General features: G+C 35.6%; 18 protein-coding genes. 1 reads left to right on the top strand and 17 read right to left on the bottom strand.

The genetic code is table 11. The features are described from left to right. Positions 1-14 precede the first annotated feature (14 nt). The 17 genes from ESZ47_RS07390 to ESZ47_RS07315 form a co-directional block, all read right to left on the bottom strand. Complete coding sequence (locus ESZ47_RS07390; RefSeq protein ID WP_148606186.1) at positions 15-2,042, bottom strand: DHH family phosphoesterase; 2,028 nt, start codon at positions 2,040-2,042, stop codon at positions 15-17. A 150-nt stretch (positions 2,043-2,192) separates the two neighbouring features. Then, positions 2,193-2,477 carry a 30S ribosomal protein S18 gene (gene rpsR / locus ESZ47_RS07385; RefSeq protein WP_004911134.1) on the bottom strand — a complete coding sequence of 95 codons (285 nt, stop codon included), beginning with the start codon at positions 2,475-2,477 and terminating at the stop codon, positions 2,193-2,195. A gap of 32 nt (positions 2,478-2,509) precedes the next feature. After that, positions 2,510-3,076, bottom strand: a complete 567-nt coding sequence (gene ssb / locus ESZ47_RS07380; RefSeq protein ID WP_148606185.1) for a single-stranded DNA-binding protein — start codon at positions 3,074-3,076, stop codon at positions 2,510-2,512. Between the two features lie 32 nt (positions 3,077-3,108). After that, positions 3,109-3,405 carry a 30S ribosomal protein S6 gene (rpsF, locus tag ESZ47_RS07375; protein ID WP_148606183.1) on the bottom strand — a complete coding sequence of 99 codons (297 nt, stop codon included), beginning with the start codon at positions 3,403-3,405 and terminating at the stop codon, positions 3,109-3,111. Positions 3,406-3,636: 231 nt separating this feature from the next. Continuing rightward, complete coding sequence (gene pepV / locus ESZ47_RS07370) at positions 3,637-5,067, bottom strand: dipeptidase PepV (protein ID WP_148606382.1); 1,431 nt, start codon at positions 5,065-5,067, stop codon at positions 3,637-3,639. After that, a complete protein-coding gene (locus tag ESZ47_RS07365) occupies positions 5,064-5,891 on the bottom strand; it encodes an energy-coupling factor transporter transmembrane component T family protein (protein WP_148606182.1) in 828 nt (275 codons plus the stop codon). Before ESZ47_RS07365 ends, pepV begins: the two co-directional genes overlap by 4 nt. 1 nt (position 5,892) lies before the next feature. After that, positions 5,893-7,569, bottom strand: a complete 1,677-nt coding sequence (locus tag ESZ47_RS07360) for an ABC transporter ATP-binding protein (RefSeq protein WP_148606180.1) — start codon at positions 7,567-7,569, stop codon at positions 5,893-5,895. A 32-nt stretch (positions 7,570-7,601) separates the two neighbouring features. Next, positions 7,602-8,165, bottom strand: coding sequence for an ECF-type riboflavin transporter substrate-binding protein (locus ESZ47_RS07355; RefSeq protein WP_148606178.1), 564 nt, complete (start codon positions 8,163-8,165; stop codon positions 7,602-7,604). A 27-nt stretch (positions 8,166-8,192) separates the two neighbouring features. Beyond that, on the bottom strand, positions 8,193-9,053 hold the full coding sequence (locus tag ESZ47_RS07350; protein WP_148606176.1) for an SAM hydrolase/SAM-dependent halogenase family protein: 861 nt from the start codon (positions 9,051-9,053) through the stop codon (positions 8,193-8,195). Between the two features lie 341 nt (positions 9,054-9,394). Then, entirely contained in the window at positions 9,395-11,203 is a 1,809-nt protein-coding gene (gene recQ / locus ESZ47_RS07345; RefSeq protein WP_148606174.1) for a DNA helicase RecQ, read from the bottom strand. A gap of 46 nt (positions 11,204-11,249) precedes the next feature. After that, the gene (locus ESZ47_RS07340) at positions 11,250-11,708 is read right to left on the bottom strand and encodes a Tellurite resistance protein (protein WP_148606172.1); all 459 of its coding nucleotides are present in this window, start codon (positions 11,706-11,708) and stop codon (positions 11,250-11,252) included. Between the two features lie 906 nt (positions 11,709-12,614). Beyond that, positions 12,615-12,983 (bottom strand): hypothetical protein, encoded by a 369-nt coding sequence (locus ESZ47_RS07335; protein ID WP_148606170.1) that lies wholly within the window; start codon positions 12,981-12,983, stop codon positions 12,615-12,617. Then, positions 12,976-13,275, bottom strand: coding sequence for a hypothetical protein (locus ESZ47_RS07330; RefSeq protein WP_148606168.1), 300 nt, complete (start codon positions 13,273-13,275; stop codon positions 12,976-12,978). The genes ESZ47_RS07335 and ESZ47_RS07330 overlap by 8 nt, the downstream gene beginning before the upstream one ends. A gap of 488 nt (positions 13,276-13,763) precedes the next feature. Continuing rightward, positions 13,764-13,922, bottom strand: coding sequence for a hypothetical protein (locus tag ESZ47_RS09325; protein WP_161595282.1), 159 nt, complete (start codon positions 13,920-13,922; stop codon positions 13,764-13,766). A gap of 709 nt (positions 13,923-14,631) precedes the next feature. Then, the gene (locus ESZ47_RS07325) at positions 14,632-15,156 is read right to left on the bottom strand and encodes a PadR family transcriptional regulator (RefSeq protein ID WP_148606167.1); all 525 of its coding nucleotides are present in this window, start codon (positions 15,154-15,156) and stop codon (positions 14,632-14,634) included. 94 nt (positions 15,157-15,250) lie between these two features. Next, a complete protein-coding gene (locus tag ESZ47_RS07320) occupies positions 15,251-16,795 on the bottom strand; it encodes a DHA2 family efflux MFS transporter permease subunit (RefSeq protein WP_148606165.1) in 1,545 nt (514 codons plus the stop codon). A 122-nt stretch (positions 16,796-16,917) separates the two neighbouring features. Next, positions 16,918-17,826, bottom strand: a complete 909-nt coding sequence (locus ESZ47_RS07315; RefSeq protein ID WP_208797479.1) for a LysR family transcriptional regulator — start codon at positions 17,824-17,826, stop codon at positions 16,918-16,920. Positions 17,827-17,937: 111 nt separating this feature from the next. On the opposite strand from ESZ47_RS07315, the gene ESZ47_RS07310 reads away from it, so the two are divergent. Then, positions 17,938-19,272 carry an amino acid permease gene (locus tag ESZ47_RS07310; RefSeq protein ID WP_148606161.1) on the top strand — a complete coding sequence of 445 codons (1,335 nt, stop codon included), beginning with the start codon at positions 17,938-17,940 and terminating at the stop codon, positions 19,270-19,272. Positions 19,273-19,324: the final 52 nt, after the last annotated feature.

Raw genomic sequence — 19,324 nt, 5'->3', positions numbered from 1 at the left:
TATCCCCTATGTTATCAGTCCTCTGCTTGTTCAGCAATGACATTTAATAATTTTTGTTTAGCTTCTTGCGTTGTTACATTGTCAATTTGAGTTGCCGCATTAGATAAATGCCCACCACCTCCAAGAGCCTCCATAGTACGTTGCACGTTACGTTCACCAGTTGAACGAGCAGAAATACCCACTCGCCCATCTTGCCTCTTTGTAATGACAAATGATGCATATACACCACTAATCTGTAGCAATTCATCAGCTGCTTGTGCTGTCAGTAATCCAGAATAAATATCCTTGTGATCACCTACAGCAATCGCATTCCCTTCATGAATTTCTGCTAGATTGACTAGATGACTTCTCGATTTAAAATCGGAGAATTTTTCTTTCATAAACGATTGAATCAAATTACTATCAGCACCATTTGCACGTAAATAACTAGCCGCATCAAATGTACGTGATCCTGTGCGCAAAGTGAAGTTTTTAGTATCAATCTGTATACCACCCAGCATAGCTGTAGACTCTAATTTTGTAATCGGTGCATGTGATTGATCTTGATATTGCAATAATTCAACTACTAATTCTGAAGTAGAAGAAGCATACGGCTCAATATATGACATCAATGGTTTTTCATCTAGCCCTTGTTCGGCCAAACGATGATGGTCAATGACTACCACTCGATTAGCTAATCTTTCTAATAACTGTGGCGCACCAGAAATACTAGCTTTTGCATGATCAACTAAAACCAACAAAGTGTTATCTCTAACTAATTTGAGGGCACGAGATTCATCCACAATCGAATCACCAATATTCGACCCAGGCGCTACAAATTCCGCAGGCTTTTTACGAAGTTCTGCTAATAATAGTTGAATATCACTATAAACATGCTTTTCGTCTAACACTAAGAATGCCGGTTTGTTTTTAGTTTGCGCCATACGCCACACACCCAAACCAGAACCAACAGCGTCTAAATCTGGCATAGCATGTCCAACAATCATAATATTGTCAGCTTGTTCCATCAATTCAGCAATGGTTTGTGATACCATACGTGCACGCACACGCGTGCGCTTCTCCATAGGATTACTAGCACCACCATAAAAACGTGCTGATGCATGCTCAGATTTAACCACAACCTGGTCTCCGCCACGCCCTAGAGCTAAATCTAAATTGGTCTGTGCCATTTTAGCAAGCTTATTTATATCTGTGTCGTCATAGGCTATACCAACAGAGAGTGTTACAGGTGAGTTTTGTTGGGCTGTTGCTTCTCGAATAGCTTTTAAAACACTAAACTTATCTTTTTCCGCTTCTTTAAGTGCTGCCTGATAACCAAACATAACATAATGAATTGTATTTAAGCGTCGGATGTAAATGTGATGCTCCAGCGCCCAATCAGACAGAGCCCTCGTAACATACGTTCTTAAAGTGGATGTTTCAGATTCGCTCATACCATCTGTAACTTCCTCATAGTTATCAACCGATATTAAACCGCTAAACAATTGATGGTCTTCATACTTTTGACTAATTGCCGCATACTCACTAATGTCCATCAAGTAAATAACGCGTAAATTTTGCTGAACAAACAAGGAAAACTGCTTACCTTGCCAAGTTATTGTATTTGTCTCAGAAGCATCTGCATAACTGCTGATTTCTGTGGCTAACTTATCATCCAATTCTGAAAGTTCCAACCCTAAAACATCTCTTTTATTGAGATACGCTTGCATATAGGGATTAATCCAGTCAATCTTCTTATCCTCATTCAGCAGAATAATGCCAATTGGCATTCTAATTAACGCCTCTTGTTCACTACGTGCAATGCGGTATCCTAAGCCAGATAGATATTCTTGTGCGTCCTCGCTCACCTCTTTAAAGGCTTGCGTACTGAAAACTAATCCAATAATTACCAACGCTAACCAAATAAGACCAAAGGTCACATTAAAAAGCATAGCGAAAATAACACTCATTACACTTGAAACCAGCAATAAAACTGCTACTGTGCTTAGTTTGGTATTTTGAAAGAATATCGGTAAATTTTTAAAACTAAAAAAACGTTTCACTTGCTACTTCCTTCTAAACTATCATACTCTCTATTTTACCACAGGGTGGTCATATTAATTATGATAATCCCTTTTCTCTAAGGCAGGCGATTATCTTCGTTTTATCAGAAAAATAAAAAGCCTAAGGCAACCGCCTCAGGCTTTTAGGAATTAATCTTCCGTAACGAATGGCAACAAAGCCATGATACGTGCACGCTTGATAGCAGTAGTTACCTTGCGTTGGTTCTTTGCAGAAGTACCAGTCACACGACGTGGCAAAATCTTACCACGTTCTGAGATGAAACGTTCTAATAATTCAGTGTTCTTATAGTCAATATATTCGATGTGGTTAGCAGCGATAAAATCAACCTTACGACGACGACGTGGGCCGCCTTGTGGACGACGTGAACGTTGTGGACGTTCTGAATTTTGTGGACGTGAGTTTTGTTCTGACATAATGAAGCTCCTTTCGTAATGTTTAATTTATTTTAGAATGGTAAATCATCATCTGATATATCAATTTCTGTATTACCACTAGCCGCAAACGGGTTAGGGGCACTATTGGACGAAGCTGATGATTGCGCATTTGAGTTTGAACTCGCACTTGCAAAGGGATCAACGCCACTAAATGAATTGTCATTACCACCAAACGAATGATCGTTAGAACCGCCAAAGTTATCACCAGCATTATTTAGTGTTGATGAACCGTTCTGGGAACGACGTTTCTCACTTTCAGCGCGAGATTCCAGTAATGAGAAATTATCAGCAACTACTTCAGTCACATAAACGCGTTGGCCAGCGTTATTTTCATAATTTCTTGTCTGCAAACGACCTTCAATGGCAACAAGCGCACCTTTTCCAGTGAAATTCGCAAAATTTTCGGCTGCTTTACGCCAAATAACAGCGTTAATAAAGTCAGCTTCACGCTCACCACTTGCATTGGTGAACTGACGGTTAACCGCCAAACTAAACGTACCGACTGCTACACCGGATTGCGTGTAACGTAATTCAACATCACGGGTCAATCGCCCAATTAATACTACTCGATTAATCATAATTAACGCTCCTTTCCCAGTGAAAATTTAAATTATTCTGCGTCGCGCTTAACGATCATATGACGTAAGATGTCTTGAGAAATCTTTGCCAAACGATCAAATTCGTTGATAGCCTTATCGTCTTCTGCAGTAAAATTGATAATGTGGTATGTACCTTCACGGTAACCAGCAATTTCGTATGCAAAACGACGAGTCGCCCAGTCAGCTGACTTTTGGATTGTTGCACCGTTGTCTGTCAAGATTCCGTCGAAGCGCTCTACAAGAGTCTTCTTAGCATCCGCATCCAAATCAGGGCGAACAATATAAGTCATTTCGTATGATATAGCCATTTTATTTCCTCCTTTTGGTCTCTGGCAGCCTTGGCTGCAAGGAGTGATAGCACAAATTGTGCATTCACAATTACTAATTGTACTATATTATAGGTACACTTTACAAGTACTTATCAGAATTATTTTCACTGGTAATTTATAATACGATTCTAACCTCTATGTTACTCAGTTGTATTTCATAATTAAAACAAACATTCGTACTCTTAAGTATACGAACATTGGTTCGTTATGTCAACGAGTCATTTCATATATTCCTTGAGCAAAAATGGCTTGGGTTTTAGGAATATTATCCACTAATACATACTCATTTGGCTGATGACTCATTACTGGTACATCAGGAAATTGACCACCAAATGCCACACCACGTTTTAATAGGCGGGCATACGATCCACCATTAGAAATCTTATAAGTTTTTTGAGTATGTGTATGTTGCGCATAAATATCAGCTAGTGTCGTTACGATTGGATCATTAAGATCTACCATGTGTGGTTGCGTACCAAACGCCTCTTGTTTAAATATTTTGGCATCTAAATCGCCCATATGACGTTGAACTTGTGTTAAAATTGCAGTTTCTGTAATGCCTATTGGGTAACGAAAATTAATTCGGATTTCACTATTAGTATTAGCTTTAAATAAAATTTTGCCAACGTTTACTGTCAAATCACCCATAATATCATCGTGATAAACCAATCCAATTTTTTCACCAAAAACATTCTTATGATTTGTACTGCCAAGAAACTCTAAAAAGGCATGGGCTTGCTGATCAAAATGATAATCTAATAGAAAACGCGCCAAATAAGTGCCCGCATTTAAACCGTCCTCTGGGTAAGCACCATGTGCAGATTTTCCATAAAGAGTTAACATGATATGCCCATCATCATATTGGCCAATACCAGAAATCATTGGTGTGTTTTTAAGATATTGCTCATAGGCAGCCAAAAAACCATTAATGTCAACGTCATTTGGTAATTCAACATCGGCAGTTGCAGTACCAGGCACAACATTATCTCGTTCACCAGCTCTAAACTGATGTAACTTCCAATCACCCAGACTCGTTCCTTGAAACTGAATAGACAAAGTCAACACACCTTTTTCACCAGGCACAACTGGAAACGCACCATCTGGAGAAAAGCCAAGCGTTGGTTCCCCCACTTGTTCTAAATATGCTTTCATATCACGCCAATCTGACTCCTCATCACTGCCAAAAATTAAACGAATTTTTTTTCGTGGTTGAAAACCAGCATCCTTAAGTTGTTTAAGCGCGTAATAACTGGCAATCAAGTCAGCTTTCATATCATGTGATCCACGTCCATATAGACGATTGCCGATAATTTTAGGACTAAACGGCAATGTTATTGACCATGCATCGCCGCCGGGTACCACATCGACATGTGATAATACCCCGAACGTTTCTGTTGCATCATCCGGACCATAATCAATCACAACAACCATGTTATCCGCAACACGTTCAACTTTAAAGCCATCTCTACGTCCAATATCTACCAAAAACTGTAGTGCTGTTTCGATACCATCTCCAAATGGTTTCTGCAAATTAGCTGTTGTTTTATCTAAAACAGAAGGTATTGCTAAAAACTGCAACAAGTCACTCAATAACTCAGATTTATAAGTTTGCGCCTTTTGTTGCCATTGTTCAACTGTTATTTGAAAGGGTTCCACATTCGACCTCCATTAGTCACAAACAGTAATACACCAATCATGACAATAAACAGTGCGGCTAAGATCATCCCCACATCACTTTTAGAGAAACTTTGTTCTTGATACCATGAGCGTTTATTATACCGACCAAAACGTCTTAGCTCCATAGCTTGACTGATTGTATCAATTCGGTTTAGGCTTGAAAATACCAAAGGTAAAATAATTTGCACAATACCTTTCATGCGCTTCATTAAGTTAGATTTTTTTGATATCTCATAACCACGTGCTTGTTGTGCTAAACTAATTGTTCGATAATCACTTTGTACATCGGGAATATAACGTAATGTTATTGCAACAGCATATGCTACCTTGTATGGCACACCGATTTTATTTAGTCCTGCTGCAAATTCACTGGGATTGGTAGTAAAAAGTAGTACGATTGCCAATGGAAATGAAAATAAATATTTTAACAAAAGATTAGCTTCATAGAACAGTTGCTCGGTTGTTATTGTGAACCAACCACTACCAAATAATATATGTTTGGTCCCATATAGTTGTACCCCATATTGAGGTGCCAAAACTGTAATCATCACTAAATTAATTAACCCAATAAATAGTACCAGCCGTAAAAGAAGTGCATATTCTTGGTATTCAATGTGCGCCATTTTGATTAAAGCGAATGATAAAATGGTCAGAGCAACTAAAAAACGTGTGTCATAGGAAATCATTCCAATTGTTGTCAAAGCTAAAAAGCCCACTAATTTAGCAGTACCGGTAGTATGATTAATCCAAGTTTCTCTTGCTTTATAGCCAAATAATGAGTTATCCATTTTATTTCCTTATTGCCGCATTAAGTTCTTCTGGATGTGCAATGTCCAGTCGTTGCGCTAAACGATAAATGCTTGTCGTACGTAAACTAGCTGCCTCAACTAATTTTTCATTTGCTAATAGTTCTGCAGGTGTTGTGTCAGCTAGTATTTGTCCGTCAACAATAACTACTGCACGTTGAACAAAGTTTGCTAGTAAATGCATGTCATGTGTAATGATAATAATTGTTGTATGATTGGATGCATTAATGTTTTTCAAAAAACTTAGTAACTGAGACGTGTGTGTAGCATCTTGACCAGCTGTTGGCTCATCTAATATTAAAATTTCTGGTTTCAATACCAAGACTGCCGCAATAGTAAGCCTCTTCTTTTGTCCAAAACTCAACGCTGAAATAGGCCAATTACGCATACCATCAAGATCAACAAGCTGCAATATTTTCCTTACTCGCTCATTTACCTCTTCTTCATCAATTTTACGCAGTCTCAAGCCACTTGCAACCTCATCAAAAACTACTGATTTGGTAATCATATGATTAGGATTTTGTAAAACATAGCCAATATGATCTGCTCGCTCCTTAATTGAGTTACCGAGTAACGAACGACCGTTTAACTGTATATCACCCGAACTTGGTTTTAAAAAACCAGTTAATAAATGGGATAATGTTGTCTTACCCGAACCATTTTTACCAACAATACCTAGTATTTCTCCTTCATGAATTGTCGTTGATAAATCTTTGAATAACGGTTCTTGATGATCGTAAGAAAACGTTAGATTATTAACAATTAGTTGTTTACCATTGCGAACCAGTGATTGAACTGGTTCTGCTATTGCTTGAATCTGTTGTTTATATGCGGAAGCATCAACTTGTTCGATATTCGCTACATTGGGTAACGTATCGACCGGCGCACCAGCTCGACGTAATAACTGAACGTACAATGGTTCATCTAAACCATTTTCAGACAATATTCCAGCCTGAATAATGGCAGTTGGATTATCATTTGCGATAATTTTACCGTTAGCTACAACAATCACACGATCAACATTGGCACGTAAAACCTCTTCAATTCGATGTTCAATCACTATCACAGTCATATTACGTTCTTGCTGAAGTTCATCAATGACTGACATAGCATCTGCCCCAGCTGCTGGATCCAGACTAGCTAATGGCTCATCAAATAATAACAACTTACCCTCATCAACGAGAACACCAGCCATAGCAGTGCGTTGTTTTTGTCCACCTGACAATGATTGAGGAGCCAAGTTTAAACGCGTCTTCAAACCAAATCTCGTTGCCCACTTAACTACTTTTTCCTTAATTGCTTTAATGGGTTGATTATCATTTTCAAGCGCAAAAGCAATATCTTCAGCCACTGTCATGCCAACAAATTGTGCATCAGAATCTTGTAGCACAGTCCCCGCTTGGAGCGATAAATCAAATAATGATTGGTTTAAAATGTTTTTCCCATTTATTTTCAATTCACCTTCAACATCACCTTGATAAGCTTGTGGTATTAAACCATTCAGTAGTCGTAACAACGTCGTCTTACCCGAGCCAGATGCACCTGCAATTAGCACTTTCTCACCAGGATAAATTTGAAAACTCACATCATGTAACGTCGGTTCAGATTGCGCATTATATTTAAATGTTACATGTTGAAAATCAATAAATGGTTCTACCATGTTTTCCCCTATGTACGTAGCTTAACAGCTACTTATTCACTACGTAATGAATTCTTTTTTGGACGTGATTTAACATATGCTATTAACAAAATTGACCCAATAATAGCTACTGATAAAACATTAACGATGGTTGCAGTTATTCCTTGCAAAAAAACTTTGTTAGCTGGTTGCTTATATATCAATATATCACCAATTGGTGCAACTAGTAACCAAGCAATAACGTTAGCAATGACTTGCCAAACATTAAACTGAACTAATTTTTTAGTCGATAAATCACCACCCTCAAGATCCAGAAAACGTTTGCTGAATCCAAGCAATAGACCAAAGACACCATCTGCTAGAACCCATGACCACCAAGGTGCTCCATAAGTTGCATCCGTAAGTGTATGCCCAATAATCCCAACTAAGAAACCAACAACTGGACCGAACAAACCAGCAATAAGCGCCAACCAACCTTCAGCAACATTCACATTAGTATTTGGTACGCCAGTTGGAATTGCAATATATTTCATTAAAATGAAAAATACTGCAGCACCAATGCCAGTTGCGACGACAGATCGAACGGATAAACCTGCTTTTTTATTACTTTCTTTCATGAATTCTCTCCTTGTCCTTTGATATCATTATACTTCTTTTGTTAAGGAGACCGCCCAACCTTGACCGGCCCCCACATGATAAGTTTGCTCAAAACTACCTGTGTGTAATCCAAGAGCCACTGTATACACTGAATCAATATAAATCAAAGGTTCTCCCGGATTCACATCAGTAAACGTATGAACATATGGCAATACTTCATCAAATAACAAACTATCATCACACTTAATCTGTACACGTAAAGTATCACCGTACTGTAAGTTCATTTTTTCGAACTCATTTAATGGAATATTCGACCATAATGAACCAAAGTTTACATCAGTAATGTCAATATTACCAACTAACTGAGGTTGCCCATAAACCGTTTCTTGGTAAATGCCTGGTGTAATTGGCAAACGTACTAAGTCCCTAACTGGTAATTCTTTCGTAAAGTCTTCGAATGAAACTTGTCCGCTAGCTAATTTAGCCCCATTATAAGCATAAATATCTCGACCATGAAAAGTTGACGACTTTTCAGATCCTGGCAAACGTTGTGTCGTTTCGTCAATAACTCTTACACTATCAATTAAATCATTAGACAATAAATGTGACAATGTACCGTTATCTGGTGTAACAATATAATGACCTGTTTTTGTTTTGGCAATAACTGACAAACGTTTTGACCCAACGCCAGGGTCAACAACTGAGACAAATACTGTACCCGGCTGCCAATAATCAAAAGTTTGGAACAAACGGAATGATCCTTCAAAAATATTAAACGGTGTAATACCATGCGTTAAATCACTAACAACAATGTTATTCGCCACACCATAAGCGACACCACGCATTGAACTCACAGCCCCATCCTGTAATCCAAAATCTGTTTGTAGCACTAAATGTTTGTTTGTCATCTTCAATTCCTCAATATACTTATTATATGGATTACACTTTTAGATAAAAACTCGTATAAACTAAAAAAATCCCTGTTAGTCATAAGACTAACAGGGACGTAAAAAACGTGGTACCACCCAAATTCAGCACAATGTGCTCTCATAACTATAACGGCGTTTAACCGACTGCATAATCAATTCCACAGTATCATCCACGTTCATCTTCAATATGTTACGTCATGTCAGCTTTCACTCTCCTGACTCGCTTGTATTTCAGCTTCATATTTACTCTTCGTTTCAACGACTTTAATATCTTGATATTACCTTAAGACAATTATTAGTTTTTGTCAATATAATTATGATTAAATTACAATAAATTCATTGATAACCTTTGCAAAATCTTGATGATAAATTTCAAACTTTTTCTCCCCCACACCTGGAATAGATAAAAATGCTACATCTGTTTGTGGTTTCAATTTGGCCATAGCCAACAATGTTTTATCTGAGAAAATCAAGAACGGTGGTAGCCCTGCTTCTCGAGCTAAAGCTAATCTCTTTTCTTTCAGTTTTGCAAACAAACGATTGTCATTATCCGACAGCTTTAAGTCATCACTGTTCATACTTTGACTTACAATACGTATCTTCTCCAGCCTCTTTTGAATAGTTTTTTGCCCTTTCAATACCTCGGCACCCGATGAAGTCACCTTAAGGACGGGGAATTCAGCTCCTTCAAACTGAAGATATCCTTCAGCTGTCAAATAATCAATAAAGCGAGTTAACTCTTTTAATGTGCGTTCCTTCATCAGTCCAAATGTTGGTAATTCTCGTAGGAACTCATACTTTCTGATACTTGCATCATTCGATCCTTTTAACACTTTTGCTACCATTGTTTTACCAAACCGTTGGTTCATACGAATCACATTGGCTAATACTTTTTGTGCATCAACCGTCACATTAACCCATTCCCGTGTGTCTAAACAATTAGAGCAATGACCGCAGTCTTTTGTAACGGTTTCACCAAAATATTGCAACAGATACCGTACTAGACAAGTTTGTGTATTCGCGAACGCATTCATCTCTCGAATTTTATCATATTCATTTTGTTTATGTTCTTCTGAGCCTTCAGATTTTTGAACAAAAAACTCTTGTAAATGCATATCTTGCGGTGCATATAACAATATAGCTTCAGCTGGTAGTCCATCACGACCGGCACGACCAATTTCCTGATAGTATGCCTCAATATTTCCAGGAACAGAATAATGAATGACATAACGTACATTAGGTTTATTAATTCCCATTCCAAAAGCATTAGTAGCTACAATGACAGGACTTTCATCATACAAAAAGTCTTCTTGTTGACTTTGTCGTTCCTTTTCTGACAAGCCTGCGTGATACCGGGCAGCTTTTATGCCTATTTTGTTCAGATACGTTGTTAATTCATCAACTTGCTTGCGAGTCGCTGCATAGATAATTCCTGTTTGATCACTATTTTTACGTAAATATTCAACAACATATTTTCTTTTATCTTGATTGTGAATGATTTTCAGAGCTAAATTATCACGAGCAAATCCTGTTAATACCGTATTTTCATCTGTTACTTGGAGTAATTGTTGTAAGTTTTCACGAACCCGTTCAGTCGCTGTCGCTGTTAAACCCAGTAGGGCATGGTGCCCTGGAATTTGTTCTAGCAATGGTAAAATATTAAGATAACTAGGACGAAAGTCATGCCCCCACTGAGACAACACATGCGCTTCATCAACTGCGATAAGCTCAATATTAAGACTCTGAACAAAACTAAAAAAGCTAGGCACCTCTAAACGTTCCGGTGCAACGTATAGCATTTTATAAACACCATGACGTAGATCTGACATTCGTTGTGCTTGTTCTTGTCCATCAACGGTTGAGTTCAAGAAAGTTGCTGGAATACCTGTTGTGTTTAGCCCATCAACTTGATCTTTCATTAATGAAATTAATGGTGAAATAACTAAAGTAATACCATCAAACATCATTGCGGGCAATTGATAGGTAATTGATTTTCCACCACCAGTTGGCATAATAGCTAATGCATGTTTGTGCGCAAGCACTTTATTAATAACATCCAACTGACCAGCTCGGAAATTATCATACCCAAATTTTTCTTTTAAAATTGTTTGTGGATTCACGGTTTGCATATTTTCTATTATAGCATGTGTCCTCTAACTAAAAAGCAGACGACCATTAGTTGTCGTCTGCTACCATTGGATTTAATTGAAATTTGACTGGCGTTACACGTCGTAATAGCCAGTTAATAACCGCCAAAATAGCAGACATAATAGCTAACAACCAAAATTGCTTTGCTTGGAAATCACTAATTAATTGTAATAGAACAAAACCTATCGTAAACCATCCAAAGTATGCAGCCATCGTGTTGCCACCGATTCGCAATATCTTATCTAACAAACTTTCCGAGCTATTTTGAAAAAATTTAACATGTAACCAATCAAAAAAAAGCATAATAAATACAAAACTAACAAGATCCATAGAAACAAACTTTAATATCGTTATATAATCTCTCATGGGATTAAAACGTGTTGATCCATGATATAATAACAAACCATATGTCATCATAATGTCGGAGCCAAATATGAATAATAACCAACTAATTGGCTTAGCCCGTACCATATTTCGAATTAACATATATCCTCCCCCAAAAGTTGATTTAATGTCGTCATTGTCTTAAAGTATTATAGCATTTATTATTTCTTTTAAATTACTCTAAAAATATATCATTACAAAACATTGCTTATTGTGAGTCACTCGCTTGTATAAATAAACTCTTCATTTCCAATTAGAAACAACCTGATCAGAAATATTTACAGTTTTAGCCATATCATTTTGAGATAAGCCTTTTATTTCACAAATTATTTTTTTCACTAATAAGTATTTCCTACTCACTATTCATAGATAACTACAATTCAAACACATTTGATAAACGTCTGTCAATATTATACAATAAAGTATCTACTAATTATTTGGAGAGACTATTATATGTACAAATACAATTGGCTAAAAAAGTATTTTAATCATGTGAACCCTATTATTTTATTTCTTGCTTTATGCGTAATAATTCTGGGAGTCATTAAAGATCAAAAGATTGCTCTGCTTTACGGTGGCTTTACGATCCTATACTATGGATTTAGAGTATATAAAAACTACAAATTCTTTAGAAACCAAATATAAAATACCATTTTAGCATGATGTTTAGTGCTGATGAACTTATTATTTTTAGAAGGTTACTTCTCAAATGTAGAACTTACAGTTAGTCTTTATAGTCGCAATGATTAAAATATGATGTAGATTAATAAAAGCTAGTGAACAATATTTTTAATTTCAATATTGACTTTAATGTAGGCCACCTCACTTTACAATCGGAAAACTGAACGATACCTGATAAGCATCAGGTGTCAATATAAAATTTTTCAGAGCGTTGTAGCTATCTTACACAAAAAAATCCCCTTACTTGTGATATAAACCTAACAATCTGGACAAAGTAAAATGTCGAGAAAATTATTAGATTTACAATGACAAGTAGAGGGATTTTTTCTAAGCTCCAGGTAGTTTATTATCTAGTTGATATATTTGTGTTATATTCTTTGCAATCGGATACAGGTCATCAATATATATTTTTGCTAAAGCATTTAACAGTTTAATAATCATAATATCACTAACATCTTTAAATACTTCTGGCTCTAATTCCTGATAAAATGCTTTGAAATCAGCTAGAGTATATTTACTAATGTCATTAGTATTTATTAAATAGCTTGTTTGAGACAATACTTTTGAAAATGTCTCGTCAGTACCGCCAAGGTCTTGTATAACAAGTGCAAATGATACTGGTTTTGCATATGAATCACCTAAAGCTGTGGCAATTTCCATCAGAGCATGTGCTTGTAACCTAACATCTTCAAACATTTATATACCTCAAATCAATAGTGAAATAGCTCCAGCTAGAGCAACAAGTAACACGTGTTGCTTGTTGCCGTCCAAGTCTTCCCACCAATCCTCTATAAACAGCATCATATACAGCCTGTGTTAGCACCTCAACCCATGATAACAATGGCTTAAGAGCATTTGTTACATCATAGTAATAGGCATTAAACATAGCAGCATCTTGTGCACTGGCATATTTCGATACCCCCCTCACAGCAATTGCTACTACCCCTAAAGTGCCTAAAAATAAGATTAAATACTTAAACATGTTCATAATACCACCCCTAAATATTTATATTTCGTTATAAACATGGATATTATTTAAACACGAATGATAAACGCATGTCAACTAAATTTGTGAAATTGGTTACTCTATTAAATGAATATGCTTTATTTAACCAAACGATTTAACCCCAAAACCTTTATTACGCTCTTGATTGAATGAATCTTGTAGCTTAATTCTATTGCTATATTCTCCCTTAGGTTGCTTCTGACGTGTTTCTAAATCTTCTTCAATACTTTCTCTTTAGCACTACTCTAAATTAATAATTTGTAGTCTTTAAACTGCTGCTTGTCTATCTCTTTGTAAGCGTTAAGCCTGACCTGCTAACTGTTGTTGTTCACAAATTTGTTCATCTTCAACACTTAACGACTTAAATTAAATTCTTTAATTTGGATACTTAAATTTTTAGCAACAAATTCTATATCGTGTTGATTATATGATGTCCTTTCTTCAGAAGCATTTATAAAGTACTTTCTTAGTTAATTCAGAACTTCTTCCGCAATTAATTTCTTTTTGTCTTGCTTAATTAAATGGTCTTTCAAGCTACTATCAAAAATAACTTGATTTACTCTGGAACATGTGACGTTGAATTCTTTTGCCAATTGAGTTCCTGTAATCATTCCTTTAGTATATTCCATATCCGTTTATAATCTCTTCTAAAGAATTTTAGTAGTTGATTTTTCAAATCAAAAAGGACAAAAAACCATTCCTAAAATATAGCAATTTTACAAAAAAGCGCTGTCTCTACAATGAAGTATGGATCCCCTAAAAATGTTGCTATTTCTCCCAATATTCGTCCTTGTAATCTAACATCTGTATACCTCAATTTAATAGACTAATATCGCACCTTAATTATTTTTTATTAAGATTAAGATAACCTACACAATTTAAAATAAATCCGATTTTAGGTAAATATCTTTCTTCGTCTCTGTGAAACCATACAAGCCAGAACAGAGTTTCGCAATAAACAATATCAAGTAAAAATCTGTGATAAACCAATCATAGAGTCACTGATTTTTTTAAACTCTGGGTCATTTGAAAATTGAGTTGATCGATACTGTTTTATCCGTAACATTCAGTTCAGATACTGTATAAAGTGTTTTATTTTCGTTACTTAATCGCTTGCCTCAGGAAAAAAAGTGCCTTCATCTAAGCCAATCTTATTTAGTGTTTCAATAATTGGTAAGGTTTTAACAGAATACCCTTTGATACTTGGATTTAAGTTCCCAGTACTTCAAGTAATCACTTTTTCTGGCTACTTAAAACTTTCAGTTCATAATTTTCACCAAAAAGTATAAAAATTTATTTTTTAAAATTAACAGGGTTGTCGCTACATAGTTAATCTTTTTATATATCGCTCTGATATAAAAGCTCTTTTAAAAATTTAAGTGTTGAAGAATAATATATCACACCATAATCAAATGTAACTTTCTGCATATCAGTCATACCATTATTTTGCCAGGACTCAAGCTGTGATTCTAAATCATCTAATTGCGATTGTTTACGACTAATTTCTTCTTTTAGAAACTGTTTAATTTTAGCCGAATCTAATTGGTTACTAAAATATAATCTCATCAAGAAATCTGATTTTAAAACTTCCGGTGTTGTAGGTTTCATTAGTTCCTCTGAAAAGACTCTCTGCCCTTCTTCGGTAATAGAATATACATTTTTATTCGGTTTATCAGTTTGTGTTATTTGTTTCTTAATAACCAAGCCATCTTTTTCAAGCTTTTTTAGTGTGGGATAAATCATGCCAAAAGTACCATCAAAAAAGTGATTCAAACGATTTTGTATCACTTCGTTAATTTCATATCCCGTCCTCGGCCCATTTTGTAATATGCCTAAAACAATTTCTTTGCCTTTCATAGTCATATATTTTTCCTCCGTGTTTACTCTTTCATAATTATACACATTTGTCAAAATACAAACGTACTTGAAATATCTAAAAATGATACTAAGCACACATCTATTTCAAATCTATTTTTTTATTTTTTATCAATAAACTAATAAGGCCGGCAAACAATATAAATGGTATAGAAGTTAAGTAAAGGCTCTCAAAAGCCTTTCGTAACAATAAATGAGTCTTTTTTTCTACATTTTGAATAGGTTGTTTTAACATTTCGGGCACATAATATAAATCACTCTTAACAAATTGTGTTGAATCCATGTGTTTATTAATACGACTGAGTAACTTTTTTTGTTGCTCAACTGGCAAATTTGTCTTTATAATCTGATTTTGCGCATAACTTTTGGATTGATTCCTTGCTACGGTTAAATTCCCATATAGCCCTGTCACAAATATTGCAACAGCAAGCATTGACCCAATCTGCCGCAATACACCTGTCACACTTTGAGAAGCAACAAGTAATTTACCTTTCAGATTTCCAGCAGCAATAATCAAAATCGGTCCTGTTACGGTACCATAACCCATACCGATGGCAAAACCAGCCGATATTGCATATGTTTGATTTGTCAATGCACCATATGAAAGCCAGCTATAACCACAAAACATAATAGTAAAACCAAGCAATAGTAGCCATTTAGCACTGATATATTTTTCTAAAAATCCTGATATTGGCGAGAAGATTAAGATTGCTAAGGAGATTGGCGACACTAAAAAAGACGAGTGCAACGTGTTAAATCCTTCAATATTAGTAAAATAAGTTGGCAGAATAACTGTGGTAGCCACCAAAAAAAGATTACTTAAAATAATAATTAAACTAGACACCGTAAAGTTGCGATTTAAAAATAGTGCTAGTGGTATCATTGGATTCTTACTTCGATACTCAATCAATATAAACAACAGAAATCCCACTGAACCAATAAGAAAACATCCAATAATTTGTAAAGATGTCCAGCCCCATACTCTTCCCTGCATCATGCCTAGTGACAATGCAGCGAGAGTTATCATAATTAATACAGCACCCCAAATATCCATGGCTTGTTTGTATTGTACTTCGTTACGTACATTCAAATTTGTGACTCCAACCAAGATCATCAAGATAGTTAGTGGCACATTAATCAAAAATATCCACCGCCAACCCATAAATTGTGTCACGATACCACCAACTACGGGCCCTATGGCAGCAGCTAACCCTTGAGTAATTCCCAATAACGCAATCATCCCTGTTCTTTTTTCAATAGATACTAGTCCTATCCCCAAAGTCATAGAAAGCGGAAAGATAACCGAAGCGCCGATACTCTGAATTGCTCGCCCCATCAACAATACACTTAATCCAGAAGAACAAGCTGAAATAATTGATCCCAGGCCGAATAAAAGTACCCCAAATAGAAAAGACTTATGAACGCCTACTATTTCAGCAATTCTTGTCAGTGGTATAGTCAGCGATGCAAATAAAATTAAGTATATATTAAGTGCCCATGAAAGTGAATCTAATCCGACATTTAAATGTTCTCCAATATTCGGTAAACTCACATTCAAAATAGTAGTATCCAGCATACAGATAAATATTCCTAACACAAACAGTGCTGTTAAAATTATTTTTTTCATTTAGTTTTCTCCCTCACCTTATATTAACATTGTTAATATATACTTAATTAATATAATTGTCAACGAAAGAACTATTAAAACCACAAAAAAAGCACCTTAATTGTACTAAGGTGCCTAATCTGTCAGGATATATCATTTATTTTCTCAACGTTAATAGCATACGTCTGTGTCACAAAATCTCTGATTGCCACTACCAATTCAGCCACAGACGGTGATATAATTTTACTTTTATTCATAACCAGCACGATTTGACGCACAAAAGATTGATGAAAAGGATAGACTTTGACATTTCCTTGTATTTTTTGTAACGCTAATTCAGGTAATATTCCAAAACCAATTCCAGCTTCAACCATGGAAATAATTGATTGGTCATCAATTGAAAAATTTATTGAATTAATAGTGACACTATAATTGTCCAAAACTGATTTGGTATCACGATCATAATCTATTTTTTGTAAAATAAATTTTTGGTTAATAATATCTTGCGGTGTTATATTTTTCTTATTTTCAGGCTCAAAGTCGGCAGGTGTGATGCAATATATTGGATCTTTGATTAGCAGCGTTATATCCAAACTATCGGCTACTGGTAACGTCGTAAATCCTATATCTAATTCACCCGATTTAACCTTTTTACTAATATCCTCAAAACTACCTTGTACAATAGATACTTCAATGTCTGGATACTTTTTCGAGAATGAACTTAAAATTTTAGGCAACCAATTAATACAAACACTACTAAAAGCACCAATTTTTATTGAACCTGATCTTAAACCATTGATATTATAACCCATCTGCTGTAAATCAGCTTCGGCATCTAATATCTTTTGAACAAACGGTAAGACTATTTCTCCATCATGAGTCAATGTCATACCAGAACGACTACGAATTAATAACGGAAATCCCAGTTGTTCTTCTAGCTGATTAATAGAATGGCTCACTGCACTAGGGGTCACATTCAGTACTTGGGATGCTTGATAAAAAGATTGATAGCGTACAACTGTAGCAAAAACTTGATAAGAAAATGTCGACACAAAATAACTCCTTAAAATACTTTTTTTCATCTAAAACTGAAAAAGATTAATTTTATTTATTATACAAAATAATTTACCATAGTACATAGTTATTTGGGAGGAAAAATTGTCATGGTACAACAAAAAAAATTATCACGCACCTTGTCCGGTCGTCATATCAATATGATTGCATTAGGGGGAACCATTGGTACGGGTCTCTTTTTAGGTGCAGGTGATTCTATTCAAAAAGCCGGACCAGCTATATTATTGGTTTATATCATTACAGGATTTTTCGTGTTTTCTATGATGCGTGCGTTAGGTGAATTATTATTGACTGATCAAAGTCAAACTATTTTTATTGGTTTTATTAAAAAGTATTTGGGCGAACGAGTAGGATTTGTTATGGGATGGACGTATTGGTTAGGCTGGATAATTATTGCCATGGCCGAGCTAACCGCCATTGGAAAATATATGCAATTTTGGTTTCCGCAAACATCTGCTTGGCTTTGGGAGTTGCTCTTTCTGATTGTTCTTTACAGCATGAATATTATTGCTGTCAAGGCCTTCGGAGAAACTGAATTCTGGTTTGCTTTAATTAAAATTATTGCTATAGTTGCTATGATTTTAATTGGTATTATCATGATCCTTTTTCAAATTCGTAGTGAAGCTGGTGTAACAAGACTATCGACTTTGTGGCAACATGGTCTCATAGCAGACCACGGTAACCATCTGCTAGCAGCTTTTCAAATGGCATTTTTTGCATTCCTGGGTGTAGAGTTTGTCGGCATCACAGCTGCAGAGACTAAAAATCCACTAAAAACCATTCCAAAGTCAATTAATTCAATTATCGTTCGGATACTTATTTTTTATGTCGGTGCTTTATTAGCCATCATGATTATCCAGCCATGGACGAACTATAATGCTAATATGTCACCTTTTGTCCAAGTATTCTCTGGTATTGGTATTCCTGCAGCTGCCGGGATTATTAACTTTGTTATCTTAACCGCTGCTGCCTCATCATTGAACAGTGCATTGTTCACAACTGGAAGAATGATTTTCTCATTATCACCAAAAAATAGTTTTTTCAATCGACTAAATAAACATTATATTCCTATGCATGGGATAACTTTATCAGCATTTTTAATCGCCTCAGTCATTGGATTAAACTATATATTCCCAGAAGATGCTTTCAGTATGGTTACAGCAACTGCTTCAGCTACTTTTATTATTATTTACATTACATTGCTTGTAACACATATTAAATATCGAAAAACACAGTCATTTGTTCACGGTAAAAAGTTATTTTTGATGCCAGGCGCACCATTCTTAAATTATTTGACTATTTTGTTTATGCTTATGGTATTTCTTATATTGTTATTTTCCCGCACAACAATGATTACTACCGTATTATCGCTTCTTTGGTTCTTAGTCTTATTTATAGTCAGCATATTTAAAGTTGCCAAATGAACAAAAAAGCCTCTGAATATATTCAGAGGCTTGCCTATTTGGAAAAAAGAAA

Origin of the sequence: Leuconostoc litchii (assembly GCF_008107645.1) — a bacterium.
Lineage (GTDB): Bacteria > Bacillota > Bacilli > Lactobacillales > Lactobacillaceae > Leuconostoc > Leuconostoc litchii.
Note: the sequence above shows the minus strand (reverse complement) of the source record. Positions and strands in the feature narration are given on the sequence as shown.